The sequence below is a fragment of the Halospina denitrificans genome, from assembly GCF_004364635.1.
GTDB lineage: Bacteria > Pseudomonadota > Gammaproteobacteria > Pseudomonadales > Oleiphilaceae > Halospina > Halospina denitrificans.
This window is the reverse complement of the sequence record NZ_SOAX01000001.1, coordinates 355013-370246: the sequence shown is the minus strand read 5'-3', so window position 1 is coordinate 370246 and position 15234 is coordinate 355013. Positions and strand designations below refer to the sequence as shown.

Genomic DNA, 15234 nt, shown 5'->3' with positions numbered 1-15234 from the left:
AGGCACGGCGCTCAAGGAGTGTTAGGATGCGCCATTGTGCTTCAGCTCCGAGGGAACATGGATGGATATGGACAAAACCGTTACATGGCGAGCGCTGGTACTCACCGCCATCGCGTCGGTTCTGGTAACGCTCGCCATTGTCGCCATCGTGCTCATGCTGTTGCCGATGATCCTGCTGGGCCTGGTTACCGATGACGAGGGACGGACAACATCAATAAACCTTCCGGAAAAGCTCCCCTTCCGCATCACCATGCCGGAGGGCATGACCGCGAACGTGACCAATCCGGTAGAGATCAGCGTCCCGCTCAAGGAAAAGGTCTCGGTGCCCATCAGGAACCAGTTCTCCACCGAGGCCAATATCGACACCCGGGTACCCCTCGACATGACCGTGCATATAGACCAGCGCATCCCGGTGAACACAACGCTGGAACTCGATACCGACATCCAGGCAAAGGTCTTTGGGGTCTGGATGAAGATGCCGATAAAGGGAAGTCTGCCCATCAACCTCGATGTGCCGGTAACGGCTGATATCCCGATCCAGCAGAGCATCCCCCTCAAGATGAATGCCCCGGTCTCCGTCCAGCTTGATGAAGTCTTTACGGTGCCGGTTGATACCACCTTCACCAGTAAGACCCGATTGCTGACGCCTCTCATGATCCAACCCGAACCCATGGTCATCGGGGTCGAGAACGGCACACTGCAATGGCCCGCCCCGACCCGTTCGGGTAATGACTAGCCGCGGAAGTAACGCCAAATCCTCCGGAACCCTGAGCATCACTTGTGGAGATCCAGGGCGATCCCTCCCACAAGCCCCACAAATACAAAGAGCAGCCCGGCAACCATGAAAAACAAACCAAGCTTGCGGTCAAACGGCGTTGCATACCGCCGTACAGCAGGCACATCGATTGTCGGATCATTTGACGGATTCCACGGCCCCACTGGTAGCACAATGGCATAGGCATACCACAAAGCCCGATAACCGATCCCATCCCAGGAACAGGGGCGAGGCAAGCCATCCCGCTGCATCTCGCTCTCAATCCTTGCCATTGAGAGGCGTGCAAACGCAATCCATGAAATGGCCATAGCAAATACGCAAACGCCAAAGACAGGAAAGAACACGTCCTTTGAAAGCTCAATCACCGTTCTCTCCTATAACTCCCACAACCAAGAAGCAAAATCTTGTCCCAGTTGATCCAGATAATAGCCAACTCCAAGTCCCACTGCGGCACTGACACAAAACACAACACCAAGTGCGGCCCATCCGACCGGCCCTGCCATCATCAATCCAGCACTTGCTGCTATGGCAGAACCTCCAACAAATACCGCCTTACCGGCTATACCTGCGCCTGCACCGGCAAGACCAAACCCCGTCATCTGCACAGAGCTTTCGCGCAACCAATCACCCCCTTCTTCCCGGGTCTGAGTTACTCCATAGATCCGCGCACCGCCATCCAGTGTCACCGCTGCACGACCAAGATTGTTCAGGACTTTTGAAATTGAAGCCATCCTGCTCGCCTGGGTGACATCGGCAACCTTGATCCTGGGATCAACCTTTCCAGAGCTGGCATCACGACTCGCCAGCGTTATCCCTCGCTCAGCGTTACTCAGGGCGTTACCTCGATTCTTTGCGCGCAAAGCTTCGGGGGCAAAACGGCTCAACTCCAGCTGGTACTGGCTTTCCAGTTTCTGGAAAGCGAGGCGGGCGTTCTGCTTCATTTTATGGATTCTTGCTCCCCTACCGGGCCCGTGCGCAGTTTTTGCTCCTTCCCTCAACTCCAGGAGCGCCCTCTGATACTCGGCTACCACTTTCTGAAAATTATTCAGGCGGGCTGCAGCTATCCCGCTGCCAGCATCCACAAAATTGTTGATCAGCTGCAGCTTATCGGAACTGAGGTTCTCCTCGGCAAAGGCAGACAGAGCGTGCAGATCCTCCCCCATATCGCCCGCGCCACGCGCCAGCGTATTACGCTTATCCTGGGGAAGGCTGTTCAGGTGAGCTACGATACTTTTCGTCTGGGGATCGTGCACATCCAGCGAATAGACGCGACCGGGTCGTATCCGGTCATGCTTTCCAATGCCATTGACGTGACAGAACATGTCAACGGTTCGCGGATCATCACCGATAAGCTCGTTGATGGTGGTCTGTCTACGGGAAAAGCGGATCTCGGGCATGAACTCTCTCCTTAAGTCTGAATCAGGTTCCGTCCTGTGAAGCAAATGCAGTAGTGTGAAGGCTACCGCCACCGATTGCATCTGTCCAGAGACGAGAAGATGGAGCGCATTAACACGCAGACGCGTTTCGACGAGCTGATGCGGCGCGTTCGGGCCTGCCGGATCTGTCGTGACTGCCCGCGGTACGGCGGTCCGCTGCCCCATGAACCCAGACCGGTCCTGCAGGCCGGCCGGGGAGCCCGGATCTGCATTGCCAGCCAGGCTCCGGGTAACAAGGCGCACCAGAAAGGCCTGCCCTTCTATGACCCCTCGGGCGTACGGCTAAGGGAATGGCTGGATGTGACTGAAACAGAGTTCTATGATCCCGAGCGTTTTGCCATTATCCCCATGGGCTTCTGTTTCCCCGGCTATGATGCCAAGGGTGGCGACCTTCCACCACGACGGGAGTGCGCCGAAACCTGGCACGAGGAGCTCTTCGCCGCCTTGCCAGACCTGGAGCTGATTCTGGTGATTGGGCAGTATTCCCAGCGCTACCACCTGCCGGAACGTCACCGCAGAAAAACGCTGACGGCGACAGTGGCAAACTGGCGGGATATTCTGGAGGAAGATCGGCATCCGGCCGTGCTGCCCATGCCTCACCCCTCCTGGCGCAACAACGCCTGGCTGCGCCGCAATCCCTGGTTTGGCGAGGAGCTTCTGCCGGAACTGCAGCGCCGGGTTCGTCGCCTGATCAGTTAGCAACCACCGGGTAGCAGGGATCCCCCCAATCCGCCTCCGGATGGGCCATGAGAATGGCAATGATCACCGGCACAAGCTGGCCCAGGATATTGGCGCCATCGCGCACCTGTTCCCGGTTGATGGAGCTGTTCCAGGTGGAGCCGCCATGCATGATCTGGTTGCGCAGAGTGTAAAGTCTTGAGAAAACCTCCCCCAGAACCCGGGTCGTATCGTTGGAACCCAGGGCCCGGGATGCCGTTACCTTGGCGCGCTCAAACAGCCCGTGCCACTCGCCCCTTGGCCTGACACCGTTCTGGCAGTCCCAATAGGGCTGGAAGACATACTGGTTATTGAGCAGAAGGCGAATGGCGTTGGGAAACTCGGTCCAGACCACCGCGGAGAGCTGCCCATCGCGATCCAGCTGGACGAGCTTCTCGAGAAAATCACGCAGGACCCGCTGTTCCGGCATGGGCGTCTCAGCCCTCATTTCCTGGGCATAGACGGCATTGAAGGCAATCCACAGGAAGACGAAGCGACCGTCATCATCCGCACACTGCTCCGAGCGGTTCAGCCAGCTCAACGCACGATGAACCCGCAGATCCAGGGAGTCCGGGAGCTGCTCCCGTATCGTTCTGTGCCGGGCCTTGAGGACCTCGAAGTCATCTGGCATTTATTCCTCTCCCTAGCTTTACCCGCCGGCGTTCCGGGCCCTTTATAGCATTGGACACAAGCCGTGTCAGCGCACTGAAAGTCCTTTGGCACTCAGGATGTTGTTTGACCTGCGCCAGGAATGATTATAGGTTCGTATACCGGAGACGAGGCATTACCGGCGTTTAATCCGGTCCCTGATGGCGTCATGATCGAATAACCGATGGAGTGTTATTGCAGTGATACGGGCTGAAGGCGTTACCAAGATATTTGGACCCGACCCGGATTCGGTGCCGCCCTTATTGAAACAGGGCAAGACCAAAGACGAAATCCAGGCCGAAACCGGCCACGTGGTGGGCGTCAACAATGCCAGTTTTCAGGTAGGGGCAGGCGAAGTCTTCGTCATAATGGGCCTTTCGGGAAGTGGCAAGTCCACTCTGATTCGCTGCATCAACCGCCTGATTGAACCCACCTACGGCAAGATCATCCTGGATGACCCGGAGTTCGGTGACCAGGATATCGCATCGATGGACGAGCAGACGCTCCGACAGATGCGTTCGTCGCGCATGAGCATGGTTTTCCAGCATTTTGCCCTCTTTCCCCACCGGACCGTTCTATCGAACGTGGTCTACGGCCTTGAAGTGCAGGGCCGGGATAAGGCCGAGCGCGAAGAACTTGGTAAGAAATACCTGGAGATGGTGGGTCTGGGCGGCTGGGGCGACCATTACCCCAACGAGCTTTCCGGCGGCATGCAGCAGCGGGTCGGTCTTGCGCGGGCCGTGGCCACCGAGGCCAAAATCCTGTTAATGGACGAACCCTTCTCCGCACTCGATCCGCTGATCAAGGTCCAGATGCAGGATGAGCTCATCAAGATCCAGCGCGAACTGGACCGCACCATCCTCTTTATCACCCACGACCTCGATGAAGCCATGCGCATTGGCGATCACATTGCCATCATGGAGGCGGGTGAGATCGTTCAGATCGGTAACCCGGAAGAGATTCTGGTCAATCCGAAGACGGAGTATGTCGCAAATTTCGTGGAACACGCCGACCCAACCGGCGTCATCACGGCGAGCACCGTAGCCCTGCCATTCAAGGACAGGCACTTTGAGGCGAGCGGCGAAGAGCAGGACGTCACATACTGGCACCGCAAGGGCTACCCGGAAATCCGGTTTGGCGTTGATAAGGACGGCAAGCTGAAGCGGATGACCTTTGAGGGCAACAACGTGTCAATCCACGCACTCGAGACCTGCATCAATGAGGCGGACAACGCCCCGGCACGCCATACCGATGCCGCGGTCTACTGCCAGGAGGACACGATCCTGAAGCAGGTCATGAGAGGGCGCGCCTATTCCGAACTGCCTGTCGTAGTGAACGACAGCGAAGGCCGCATGACGGGCGTGATTGACGAGCCCGAACTGATCAACGGAATTCTCGAGAAGCGCGGTTACGCGCAGGACGACTGAGGGCCCCTATCATGAATGATCTGATTCCAATGCTTGGCGGTTTTCTCAGCGATCCGTTCGAGCTGTTCAACATCCCTATCGAGGAATGGGTCACCCAGTTTGTGAACTGGCTGGTTGATACCTTCCGCAGCTTCTTCAGGACCTATGTGAGTCCACCCGTTAAGGCGGTCATGGAGTCGGTTCAGTGGCTTCTGACGTCCACGCCTCCATTGATCTTCCTGGCGGTGCTCTTCGTCATTGGCTGGCGCTCCGCCTCCTGGAAAGTGGGTCTTTTCGCGATCATCGCCTTTACGATTATCGGCTTCATGGGCCTGTGGGACGGCCTGATGGTGACTCTGTCACTGGTCATCACCGCCGTGCTCTTCTGCCTGGTGATCGGCATCCCCATTGGCATCCTGTGCTCGCGCAAGGATCTCACCTATACAATCCTGCGCCCCATACTCGACATCATGCAGACAACACCACCCTTCGTGTACCTGGTACCGGCGGTGATGCTGTTCAGCATCGGCAATGTGCCCGGGCTGATTGCAACCATTATTTTCGCAATGCCACCGACCATCCGCCTGACCAACCTGGGTATTCGACAGGTTCCGGGCCAGTACACGGAGGCGGCGACCGCATTCGGTTCAACGCCCCGGCAGATTCTGTGGAAGGTGCAGGTGCCCCTGGCCCTGCCCACCATCATGGCGGGGCTTAACCAGACGATTATGCTGGCCCTGTCCATGGTTGTGATCGCCGCCATTATCGGGGCCGGCGGTCTGGGCCTGGAGGTCTTCCAGGGTCTCAACCGACTGGATATCGGGCAGGCCTTTGTCGGTGGTCTCGGCATTGTTCTGCTGGCCATGGTTCTCGACCGTATCACCCAGGGCCTGGGTGATAAGGCACCGGGAAACCGGGCAGGCGGCGACGAATAAAAACCATCTGTGTAGGGATAACGGCCCCTTTCGGGGTCGTCTATTGGCACAGTCACAAGCCGGCATGAGCCGGCGCCTGAAAAACGGAGGAAAATGTCATGACTAGCCTGAAACTCAAGGGTAACGGGGCTTCCCTGAAGACCCTGGCCCTCGCGTTCATTGCGGCACTCGCTGTCGGCAGTGCCCATGCGGACAACCACAAGCCCGGCAAGGGCGTTACCGTCCAGCCGGCTGTAGCAACCTGGACATCGGCCATCCCGGTAAGCTGGGTCTACATCGAGCTGCTGAGCGATCTCGGCTACGAGGTGGAAGACCCGATGTCACTGCAGAACCCGGTGGCCTACCTGGCCATGTCCGAGGGCGATGTGGACTACTGGCCCAACGGCTGGTTCCCTCTGCATGATCCCCAGCTTCCGGACAATGCGGATGACACCATCACCATCTTTGATCCGCTGTGCAGCGGCTGTGGCCTCCAGGGCTATCTGGTAAACAACGAGGCCATCGAGAAATATGACATCGAAGGCATCATGGACATCGCGGATCGCGAGGAAGTCCGCAATGCCTTTGACCACGATGATGATGGCAAGGCCGAGCTCTATGGGTGCCCGCCCGGATGGGGTTGCCACGAAGGCATCAATGCCATGATCGACAAGTTTGAGCTTGGCGATCGCATTGATCACGTGGACGCGGGCTATTCCGCCAACTTCACAGAGGCACTGTCGCAGATCGAGGAAGGCAACCCGACACTCTATATGACCTGGGGCCCCAGCGCGTGGATCCTGAAGCTGGTACCGGGTGAGGACGTTAGCTGGATCAATGCGCCCGGCATTGTCGAGGACGAGAACGAGAAGGCTTCCGGCATTGACGGCGCTGTCACCGATCCCATCGAGATGGGCTTTGTTGCGGCTGACATCCAGGTTGCTGCGAACAACAAGTTCCTGGAGGAGAATCCGGCTGCCAAGGAGCTGTTCAAGCAGGCTGAGATTCCGCTGAAGTGGATCAGCCAGGTCGATGGCAAGATGAGCGATGAGGATCTGGATGACAGCGAGGTCCAGCCGCTTGCTCGTAAGTGGATTGAGGAAAACCAGGATAAGGTGGACAAGTGGCTGAAGGCGGCTCGCGAGGCGGCCAAGTAAGCGACGATTTCACTGATGTATGAAAAGGGGCTCTTCGGAGCCCCTTTTTTTGCGTTCGTATTTACAGCATCCGCCCGGTTGAAAGAGGCATGGGGGGAGCGCTTTCCGGGAACCGCTGTGAATACATCCCTGTACGCTTGCCTCCGCCATCCATGGCTCCGGACATTCCCGGAAAGCGCTCCCCCCATGCCTCTTTCAACCTACCTGGCAGCTACTGCACCTCTCCTTTCTTACCTTCTGCACAAAGTAGCCTGTACGCCGCTGGCGTCACCACTAGGGCGATTACCGTGGCCAGGAGGAGGCCGAAGCCGAAGGTCTGGGCGAATGGGGGCCAGAGGGTGCCGCCGGCGATCATGAGGGGGATCAGGCCGCCGAAGGTGGTGAGGGTGGTGGAGCCGATGTGGCGGAAGGTCGGGCCGGTGATCACATCGACCATGGCGCCGATACTGCCGCTACGGGCCTGATCATCTTCATCCAGGGCGGCGAGCATGATGATGGTGGCGTTGATGGCGACGCCGACCAGGCCCATGATGCCGACGATGATGATGAAGCCGAAGGCCTGGCCTGTTATTGCCAGGGCCAACAGTCCCAGCCCGAACGCCTGGGCGCCGCTGAAGAAGACGATGAAGGCGCGGCGGAAGGAGTTGAACGTCAGGGCGACGGTGGCGAACATCAGCAGGATCAGGATCGCCACGAAACTGAGCAGACGCGTGACGGCCTCGTTGCGTTCCTCGGCCTCGCCTCCGGTCTCCAGCCGGTACCCCGGAGGCAGCGAGAGCTCTTCTTCCAGGGTTGCGTCCAGGTTGCGCATGACATCCGGCGCCAGCTCTCCCACTTCAAGGTAGCCGCGGATCACCTGTACACGTTCGCCCTGCCGGCGGCGAATGGACCGCCAGGAGGGTATGAGCGCCTGGCTGGCGATGGCTCCGACGGGCACGCCGCCCACGCCGGTATCGCCCTGGATCAGGGCCCCGGCCAGTGTGCCCGGGTCCTGGCGCCACGACTCGGGATACCGGATCTGTACCGGCATCTGTTCGGTTTCCTCAAGCATGAAACCCCCTTGCCGGCCACTGACCAGGGCATCCAGCTGTCCAGCCACCTGTTCGCCGCTCAGCCCGAGTGCAGCAATCTCTTCCTGGTCCGGCTCCAGGCGCAGTTTTGGGCGATCCCTGGCGACGAGGGTCTGTACGTGGGTCACTTCAGGCAATCCATGCATGAGGGCGGCAATCCGATTGCCCAGATCCGCCAGCACGGGGAGGTCCGGCCCGTAGAGCCTGAGCTCCAGTGGAGCGGCAACCGGCGGCCCCTGTTCGTAGCGGCGGACAATAGTCTGGGCACCGGGAAACTCTCGATCCAGTCGGTCCTGGAGCCGTTCGATCACCGAGGTGGTCACCGAGGCGGAGCGGGTATCGACAATGGCCTGGGCAAAGGCCGGGTTGTTGTCATCACGGGGGATCAGGTTGTAGTAGACCATGGGTGCGTTGTTCCCCGCGACAAACCACACGTTCTCCACATCGTCGTCAGCGCGGATGACCCTCGTCATCGTCCGAGCCACCTCGTGCGTGCGCTCAACCGACGCCCCGGGAGGCAATCGAACCTGCACCTGGAACTGGTCCCGGTCCGCGGCGGGGAAGAAGCTGATTGGCATTGTCGGCAGCAGGCCAGCGCCGAGGATCGGCAGCAACACGGTCAGCAGAATCGCGGTCACCGGTCGGCGCAGAGCCAGACTCACCAGCGATTGGAGTCTCCGAATCACCCGGCCGGGTCCCGGCGTTCGTGAGGGCGTTGGCCGCGTGAGCATCAGGGGGCTGATGGCCGGGATCATGAGCATGGCTACCAGGTAGGAACTGATCAGCGCCAGTATGACGGCAATGGCCAGAGGCCCCACGAATTCCCCGGCACTCCCAGGCATCAGCACAATTGGCATGAAAGCAAGAATGGTGGTCAGGGTGCTGGCAAGCAATGGAGCGGCGAAATGGCGCAGGGTGTGACGGACCGCCTCGACATGGGATTCCCCCATACCCAGGCGCTCACGCAGGGCGTTGGTAATGACAATGGCGTTGTCCACAATCAGGCCGATGGCGACGATAATGCCGGTAATGCTGATCTGGTGAACGTTGACACCAACAATGCGGAACAGGCTCATGACCAGGAGCATGGTTGCCGGAATGGCCACGCCAACCGCCAGCGCGCCGCGCCACCCCAGGGTCAGGAACAGCAGGCTCACGACGATGACCAGGCCGAGGAGCAGATTGCCCACCACGCTCTCGAGGCGCTGCTGTGTATAGCCGCTCTGGTCAAAAACCACCCGGGCGTCCAGATCCCGGGGCATGGTGGCCTCGAATTCCTCCAGGACCTGGCGTGCCTGTTCGGACCAGGCGTCAATTCGTCCCCCGCCGGCCATGCGCACCCCGAGCAGGATGGTCTCTTCCCCATTGAGAAGCGCTCGCTGATCCGGCGGGTCGGCCACACTGCGACGCACTTCGGCAATGTCACCAACCCGAACGCGCTGCCCGTTGCCGATCCTGATGGTAACGTCACGCACCCGCTCAAGGTCCCCGAAGGCCCCGGCGATTTCCACGGCCCTTCGGGAGCCCCCGTTATCGAGCACACCCGCGGGCCGCCTTGCATCGGCGCCCTGAACGCGCCTGGCCAGATCCGCGGCGGAAAGTCCCATCTGCGCCAGCTCAGCCGGTTCCACGTCCAGCTGGATAACCTCCTCGGCACGCCCGAACTGGTTGGTGTAATCCGTTCCCGGCATGGCGCGGTAGCGCTCCTCCAGGCGATCCGCGTAGCGGGCCAGCACATTGTGGCTGCTGCCTTCATCGGTACGGGTCAGGGCAATAACCATGGAGAACGCATAGAAGCGATCATCGATCAGGCGAGGCCGGGAAACCTCGTCCGGCAGATCCGAACGCGCCTCGGAGATCCTGTCACGGACCCGGCTCCAGACCGGCTCAACCCGGGTCACACTGTCCTGGAGCTCGATGGCGATGCTGGAGATGCCTTCCCGGGAGGTTGAAGAGACCACCTTCACTTCCGGCAGGGTGCGGATTTCATCCTCCAGGATACGGCTGACCAGGGCTTCGACCTGCTGCGGATCCGCCCCCGGATAGACCGTCAGAACCCGGGCATTACGGGCCACGATCCGGGGGTCCTCGAGCCTTGGCAGGGTTTCAATGGCAGCCAGACCCGATACGATCAGCAGGCCAACAACCATGATCAGCAGACGGCGATTGAACAGGAAGCGCTCAATCACCGCGTTTCGTCCTCGGCCTGATCCACGATGGTGACCGCCTGACCCGGAACCACCCGGTGCGCGCCGTCGGCGATGACCTTCATCTCGGGGTCGAGCGGGCCACGGACCAGGGCACGGCCATTCTCACTGTTGAGCCACTCAACGTTGACACGCCGAACCCGGTAACGGTCATCCGCCACTGGCTCGGCCACCAGCAGCGCCCAGAGGCCCGAGCGCGCGCCGGTCAGGGCCGTTTCCGGGACCACGAACCCTTCCTCGCTGACGCTGCCCTGATGATGCAGGTGGGCCATCTGTCCGGGCACCAGGGTTCCGCCATCATCCACCAGGGCAACGCGCAGGGTCATGGTCCGGCGGGCGCGATCAATTTCGGGGAGGGCGTCCAGGATGTGGCCCTGGACCCTGGTTTCGTCGATGGTCAGGCGCACGGCGTCCCCCACCTCATAGTGGCGGGCCTGGGTCGCCGGCATCCCGATCCGGGCTTCAAGATTGTCCGGTTGAAGAATGCGGAACGCGGACGTACCGGCGGCGACAAGATCGCCCTGTTCAACCCGGCGTTCGGCAATGACGCCGTCGAACGGGGCCGTGAGAACGGCATCGTCCAGGTTTGCCTGGATACGGTCCCTGCGACCCGCCAGACTGTTGAGCTGCCCCTGGCGCTGGCGTCGTTCCGCCACCGCCCGGTCCACATCACGACGGGTGCTGGCGCCGTCGCTTCTGAGGTTGCGCTGGCGCTCCTCTTCCTCCCTCGCCAGAGTCAACGCCGCCTCTGTCGCCTCGATTTCACCCTCAACCTCGCGCAGCGAGGCCTCAAGACGACGGGTATCAAGCGCCGCCAGAGCCTGCCCCTGGGTCACGGTTTCCCCCGCCTCGACGGCAATGCGAGCGACACGCCCCTCGGGCTCAAACGCGAGGGTGGCAGCGCGCCTCGACTGGACCAGCCCGGTATAACGCGTCGTTACGGGGAATTGGTCCACCTGCTCCGGGCTGAACGTTGCCACCGGGAGCAATCGGTCCCTCTCTGGTGTTGGACCCGGCTCGCTTTCAGCATGCGCATAGAGCAGTATTGTGCTCACAAGTGCAAGCGCCAGTGCGATCGTGGCCAGCGGCATGACTGCCGTCTTCTTTTTTATCAGTTGCCTCATGAATTGTTTCCATGGTGTTCATTGCAGACGCAAGGGTAGCAGCATACTGAAGTCAGCGGGAGCGTATGTGGCCCACTTCCGGTTTTGTGAGGACAACACCGGGATGACCGGGATGACCGGGATGACAGGGGCCAGTGATTGTCCAGCCAATGCACCCATAACTGTAAAAGGTAATCATGCGGATAACCTGAAACCCTGCTTTCAGGCCTTTCATGATCGTTTTGGCCCGGCCACCCGGCCGGGCGTTTTCCCCACCGCCCTTGGCATACCAGCCCGAATCCGCCACTATTAGGCCTTGAATCACGCAACGCCTGCAGGACAGCTCCGACAGAATGAGCAGCATGTCGAACCCATGGATCAGCCACCGCGGACTGGATGAACGGTATACCGAGAATACCGAGGCTGCCTTTGACGCCGCACTGGACGCGGGGTTCGAACACCTGGAAACCGACCTTCGGTCCACCGTGGATGGCGGACTGGTTCTGCATCATGACGCCAGATTGAGCCGCACGGCCGGCAAGTCCGGGCGCATCGAGACCCTCAGCTTTAACGACTTCCGCCAGATCCGCTACCACTGCGGCCAACCCGGCCTGACCCTCGAGCGGTTCATGGAGCGTTTTGACCGGGCGCGCTGGGTACTGGACATCAAGCCCGAGCATGCTCTGCGGACCCTGCGGTCACTGTCGCACTGGGCGCGGGAAACCGGAAAACTCGACTGGATTGTCCGCAATGCGCGCTTTCTGATGTGGCGACCCCAGGACGAGGTGGCCCTGAAGATGCTTATGCCCGGCGCGCAAACACTGGCTGGTGCGAAAGAGTGCCGGCGTGCCGGGGCGTCAATCCTGCTCGGTCTGCCACTGCTTGGCCGTATCCGCGAGGCCCGGACCTACTCCCTGCCCCCGCGCTTTATGGGGAGAAACCTCTACGACTCGCGCATCACCGGCCACTACCATGGTCGCAAGGCGCACCTGCTCGCCTATCTCCCGGAGCAGGTCCGGGATATGGAAAACGCGCTCATGGCCGGTGCCGACGAGATCCTGATCAACGGCAGACCCCCGGCACTTTAGGCCCCGTTTCCTCGCCATCTTTGCAGTACCTCTCAAATCACATCTTGTAAAGATGGTAATCTCCGGCTGTGTATTTACTCGGCAGGGATTTCGTAATGCGGACAAAGGCGCCGGCTCTAACCCTTATCCTCCTTTCAATGCTGCTGCTCAACGGTTGCGGCATGAAAATCTATCAGTCCCTGGGTAAGGATATGGGCGCGTACGTCCGCCCAGTGACGGGCCCCGAGTTTTCTCCCGTTCCCAGCTATAAGTGGAACGGCAAGAAACAGGCGCTTGTCTACTTCTACCGCCCGGAATCCCAGTGGGGCAATGACGAGATTATGGCGCCCAGCTTCTACGTGGATGACAACCATTACTTCAACCTTCGCGCCAATGGCTACACCTGGCTTGTGATCCTGGCCGGCCAACGCGAGTTCGATATCCGTCGCCCCTTCAACGGCATTGAGGGCGTGGAGCACATGGGGCCCATTACCCTGATCTTTGACCACATTCTGGATACCGAATTCAAGGTTGAAGCGGGTGAAACCTATTACCTGCGTTATTCGGAAGTGGATGATCCGGAATCCACCTATAAAGGGCTGCCGGAGGGGCACCCACTGAGCAAGGGCCCAGCCCGCCTGGTGCCCGAGGAAACCGCCCTGCCTGAAATCCGGGAGACCCGCCTGCTGCTGGACAAAGTGGCGGTTCACAACAGTGCGGCGCAGTCCATTGTCGAGGACAACCTTGAGACGGACTACCAGCGCCGGCGTGCTGAGCTCCTGGAGCAGCGGAAGGAGGAGATCCAGGCCCTCAAGGAAAGTGGTGATTATGAATCGGCCTCCTGGTACTGGCCCTGGGGCGGGGGACCCACCAAACGCCTTGAAACCGACCGCAAACTGCGTCAGCTGGAACGCGAGCGCGAAGAGCGTCTGGCGCAGGAAAGCGACGGACACTGGTGGTGGCCCTTCGGGTAATCGTTATTCTCAGTAACATTTCGTAAACGACGCCGGGCGCCGTAATCCGTAACCTGTTGTTAATCTCCGGAACAGAAGCGCCATGTCAGCCAATACCATCGAACGTAACCAAAGTGCCAATCTCCTTCCCGAAGACGGCCAGCCGGTCTGGCTTTTTGGTTACGGCTCGCTGATCTATAAAGTCGGCTTTGAATTTCTCGAGGCGCGCCAGGCTACTCTTGATGGCTGGAAGCGTCGGTTCTGGCAGGGCTCTCACGACCACCGGGGGACCCCTGAACGTCCCGGTCGCGTGGTTACCCTCATGCCCGATTCCCAGGCGCGCTGCACCGGGATTGCCTATCGCGTGAGCCCCGATGTGTTCAGCCATCTCGATGTCCGCGAGAAAAACGGCTACCTGCGACTGTTCAAGCCCTTGACGCTGAACGACGGGGATAGCGTGGACGCCCTTGTGTATATCGCCACTGAAGACAACCCGGCTTTCGCCGGCCCCGCGCCTGAATACGATATTGCAGCCAGGATTCTCCAGTGCCAGGGCCCGAGCGGCCCCAATGCGGACTATGCGCTAGCGCTTGCAGGCGCACTCAGGCATATGCAAGTGGAAGATCCGCATGTTTTCGAAATTGAACGCCAGCTGCGGGCCATGCTTGCGGCGGATAATAAACCCCATTACAGTTCAGAAGCCGGATGATGGAATACACCATTCCAACCAATGGCCATAATCATAACAATAAAGCCAGAATGAGACGCTCATGGCCACAATGAAGCTGAAGGTAATGACGGAGCGGCTCCGTACCGATTTCCAGCTTTCCATCATTACACTGCTCGGTGCGGCTGCCATCTTCGGTATTGTGCCTTTTGCGTTCTATCGCTTCCTGGAGCATAACTACCTCGCCGGTTTTACTGACGCCATCATATCGCTGGGGATCGTGATCAATGTTGTCTATGCCTGGTATACCGGAGAAACGGAGCGAAGCGGCTTTGTTCTTGCGGTCTTCTGCTGCATTGCGGCCGTCGTTATTTCCAGCCTGCTGGTGAATGTTGGCCATATGTGGGTCTATCCCGTCCTGGTCGCCACCTTCTTCCTGACACGGCCAACGGCAGCCATTCTTCTGAATACGGCCACCATTGTGTCGATCGTGATTTACACGACATCCCTGCAGAGCACCGAAAGCCTGTTTGCGTTTTTCACCACCTGCGTCGTCGTCAGCGCCTGCGCCTTCATCTTTGCGTTGCGCAATGAACACCAGCGCGAGGAAATGGCGAACCTGGCGCGACTCGACCCGCTCACCGGTGCCCGCAACCGGCGATCCATGGACGACGCGCTCAAGCTGGCGGTTTCCACGGCCGAACGCGTGGGTACGACCTACGCCCTGGTGATTCTGGATCTGGATTACTTCAAACGGATCAACGACAAGCACGGCCACAGTCTCGGGGATGACATCCTGATTCACCTCACCAGACTGGTGGATGACAGCACCCGTCAGACCGACCAGCTTTTCCGTTTCGGTGGCGAGGAATTCGTGCTGCTGATGCCCGGCGTTGACCTGCAGGGTATGAAAGCCGTGGTCTACAGCCTGCGCCAGAAAATCCGCTATAAGCTGCGCAGTCCGGACAGCCCGGTTACCGCCTCATTCGGGGCGGCGCTACTCCATGAGGGTGAAACCTGGGAATCCTGGTTAAAGCGCGCCGACGATGCGCTTTACCGTGCCAAGGACGCCGGCAGGGACTGCATCATCATCGATGACGAGGACTAGTTCCCC

At 59.8% G+C, this 15234-nt stretch carries 14 protein-coding genes; 9 read left to right on the top strand and 5 right to left on the bottom strand.

What is annotated here, in order from left to right:
• Positions 1–61: 61 nt before the first annotated feature.
• A complete protein-coding gene (locus DES49_RS01765; protein ID WP_133734658.1) occupies positions 62–736 on the top strand; it encodes a hypothetical protein in 675 nt (224 codons plus the stop codon).
• 38 nt (positions 737–774) lie between these two features.
• Here DES49_RS01765 and DES49_RS01760 read toward each other — a convergent pair whose 3' ends face one another.
• Positions 775–1140 carry a hypothetical protein gene (locus DES49_RS01760; protein WP_133734657.1) on the bottom strand — a complete coding sequence of 122 codons (366 nt, stop codon included), beginning with the start codon at positions 1138–1140 and terminating at the stop codon, positions 775–777.
• A 9-nt stretch (positions 1141–1149) separates the two neighbouring features.
• Positions 1150–2172 (bottom strand): hypothetical protein, encoded by a 1023-nt coding sequence (locus tag DES49_RS01755; RefSeq protein ID WP_133734656.1) that lies wholly within the window; start codon positions 2170–2172, stop codon positions 1150–1152.
• 99 nt (positions 2173–2271) lie between these two features.
• On the opposite strand from DES49_RS01755, the gene DES49_RS01750 reads away from it, so the two are divergent.
• On the top strand, positions 2272–2910 hold the full coding sequence (locus DES49_RS01750; protein ID WP_133735018.1) for a uracil-DNA glycosylase family protein: 639 nt from the start codon (positions 2272–2274) through the stop codon (positions 2908–2910).
• Here the strand turns inward: DES49_RS01750 and DES49_RS01745 are convergent.
• Entirely contained in the window at positions 2903–3559 is a 657-nt protein-coding gene (locus tag DES49_RS01745; RefSeq protein ID WP_133734655.1) for a HEPN domain-containing protein, read from the bottom strand. The genes DES49_RS01750 and DES49_RS01745 overlap by 8 nt on opposite strands.
• Before the next feature lie 211 nt (positions 3560–3770).
• On the opposite strand from DES49_RS01745, the gene DES49_RS01740 reads away from it, so the two are divergent.
• The 3 genes from DES49_RS01740 to proX all read left to right on the top strand — a co-directional run bounded on the left by DES49_RS01740 (position 3771) and on the right by proX (position 7053).
• Positions 3771–5003 (top strand): quaternary amine ABC transporter ATP-binding protein, encoded by a 1233-nt coding sequence (locus DES49_RS01740; RefSeq protein ID WP_133734654.1) that lies wholly within the window; start codon positions 3771–3773, stop codon positions 5001–5003.
• A gap of 11 nt (positions 5004–5014) precedes the next feature.
• Positions 5015–5917, top strand: coding sequence for an ABC transporter permease (locus tag DES49_RS01735; RefSeq protein ID WP_133734653.1), 903 nt, complete (start codon positions 5015–5017; stop codon positions 5915–5917).
• A gap of 98 nt (positions 5918–6015) precedes the next feature.
• Positions 6016–7053, top strand: coding sequence for a glycine betaine/L-proline ABC transporter substrate-binding protein ProX (gene proX / locus DES49_RS01730; RefSeq protein ID WP_133734652.1), 1038 nt, complete (start codon positions 6016–6018; stop codon positions 7051–7053).
• A gap of 211 nt (positions 7054–7264) precedes the next feature.
• On the opposite strand, the gene DES49_RS01725 is transcribed toward proX, so the two are convergent.
• Positions 7265–10312 carry an efflux RND transporter permease subunit gene (locus DES49_RS01725; protein WP_243864811.1) on the bottom strand — a complete coding sequence of 1016 codons (3048 nt, stop codon included), beginning with the start codon at positions 10310–10312 and terminating at the stop codon, positions 7265–7267.
• Positions 10309–11454, bottom strand: coding sequence for an efflux RND transporter periplasmic adaptor subunit (locus DES49_RS01720; protein ID WP_133734651.1), 1146 nt, complete (start codon positions 11452–11454; stop codon positions 10309–10311). Before DES49_RS01720 ends, DES49_RS01725 begins: the two co-directional genes overlap by 4 nt.
• A gap of 332 nt (positions 11455–11786) precedes the next feature.
• On the opposite strand from DES49_RS01720, the gene DES49_RS01715 reads away from it, so the two are divergent.
• The 4 genes from DES49_RS01715 to DES49_RS01700 all read left to right on the top strand — a co-directional run bounded on the left by DES49_RS01715 (position 11787) and on the right by DES49_RS01700 (position 15228).
• The gene (locus tag DES49_RS01715) at positions 11787–12521 is read left to right on the top strand and encodes a glycerophosphodiester phosphodiesterase (protein ID WP_133734650.1); all 735 of its coding nucleotides are present in this window, start codon (positions 11787–11789) and stop codon (positions 12519–12521) included.
• Between the two features lie 95 nt (positions 12522–12616).
• Entirely contained in the window at positions 12617–13474 is an 858-nt protein-coding gene (locus DES49_RS01710; protein ID WP_133734649.1) for a DUF2846 domain-containing protein, read from the top strand.
• Positions 13475–13556: 82 nt separating this feature from the next.
• Positions 13557–14162 (top strand): gamma-glutamylcyclotransferase, encoded by a 606-nt coding sequence (locus tag DES49_RS01705; RefSeq protein WP_133734648.1) that lies wholly within the window; start codon positions 13557–13559, stop codon positions 14160–14162.
• Between the two features lie 61 nt (positions 14163–14223).
• Positions 14224–15228 carry a GGDEF domain-containing protein gene (locus tag DES49_RS01700; protein WP_243864810.1) on the top strand — a complete coding sequence of 335 codons (1005 nt, stop codon included), beginning with the start codon at positions 14224–14226 and terminating at the stop codon, positions 15226–15228.
• Positions 15229–15234: the final 6 nt, after the last annotated feature.

Bases quoted from the DNA above. Each gene is read 5' to 3' on its own strand.
- DES49_RS01750 (WP_133735018.1), top strand. From the start codon at position 2,272: ATGGAGCGCATTAACACGCAGACGCGTTTCGACGAGCTGATGCGGCGC.
- DES49_RS01755 (WP_133734656.1), bottom strand. From the start codon at position 2,172: ATGCCCGAGATCCGCTTTTCCCGTAGACAGACCACCATCAACGAGCTT.
- DES49_RS01705 (WP_133734648.1), top strand. From the start codon at position 13,557: ATGTCAGCCAATACCATCGAACGTAACCAAAGTGCCAATCTCCTTCCC.
- DES49_RS01745 (WP_133734655.1), bottom strand. From the start codon at position 3,559: ATGCCAGATGACTTCGAGGTCCTCAAGGCCCGGCACAGAACGATACGG.
- proX (WP_133734652.1), top strand. From the start codon at position 6,016: ATGACTAGCCTGAAACTCAAGGGTAACGGGGCTTCCCTGAAGACCCTG.
- DES49_RS01765 (WP_133734658.1), top strand. From the start codon at position 62: ATGGATATGGACAAAACCGTTACATGGCGAGCGCTGGTACTCACCGCC.
- DES49_RS01720 (WP_133734651.1), bottom strand. From the start codon at position 11,454: ATGAGGCAACTGATAAAAAAGAAGACGGCAGTCATGCCGCTGGCCACG.
- DES49_RS01735 (WP_133734653.1), top strand. From the start codon at position 5,015: ATGAATGATCTGATTCCAATGCTTGGCGGTTTTCTCAGCGATCCGTTC.
- DES49_RS01700 (WP_243864810.1), top strand. From the start codon at position 14,224: ATGGCCACAATGAAGCTGAAGGTAATGACGGAGCGGCTCCGTACCGAT.
- DES49_RS01715 (WP_133734650.1), top strand. From the start codon at position 11,787: ATGAGCAGCATGTCGAACCCATGGATCAGCCACCGCGGACTGGATGAA.
- DES49_RS01710 (WP_133734649.1), top strand. From the start codon at position 12,617: ATGCGGACAAAGGCGCCGGCTCTAACCCTTATCCTCCTTTCAATGCTG.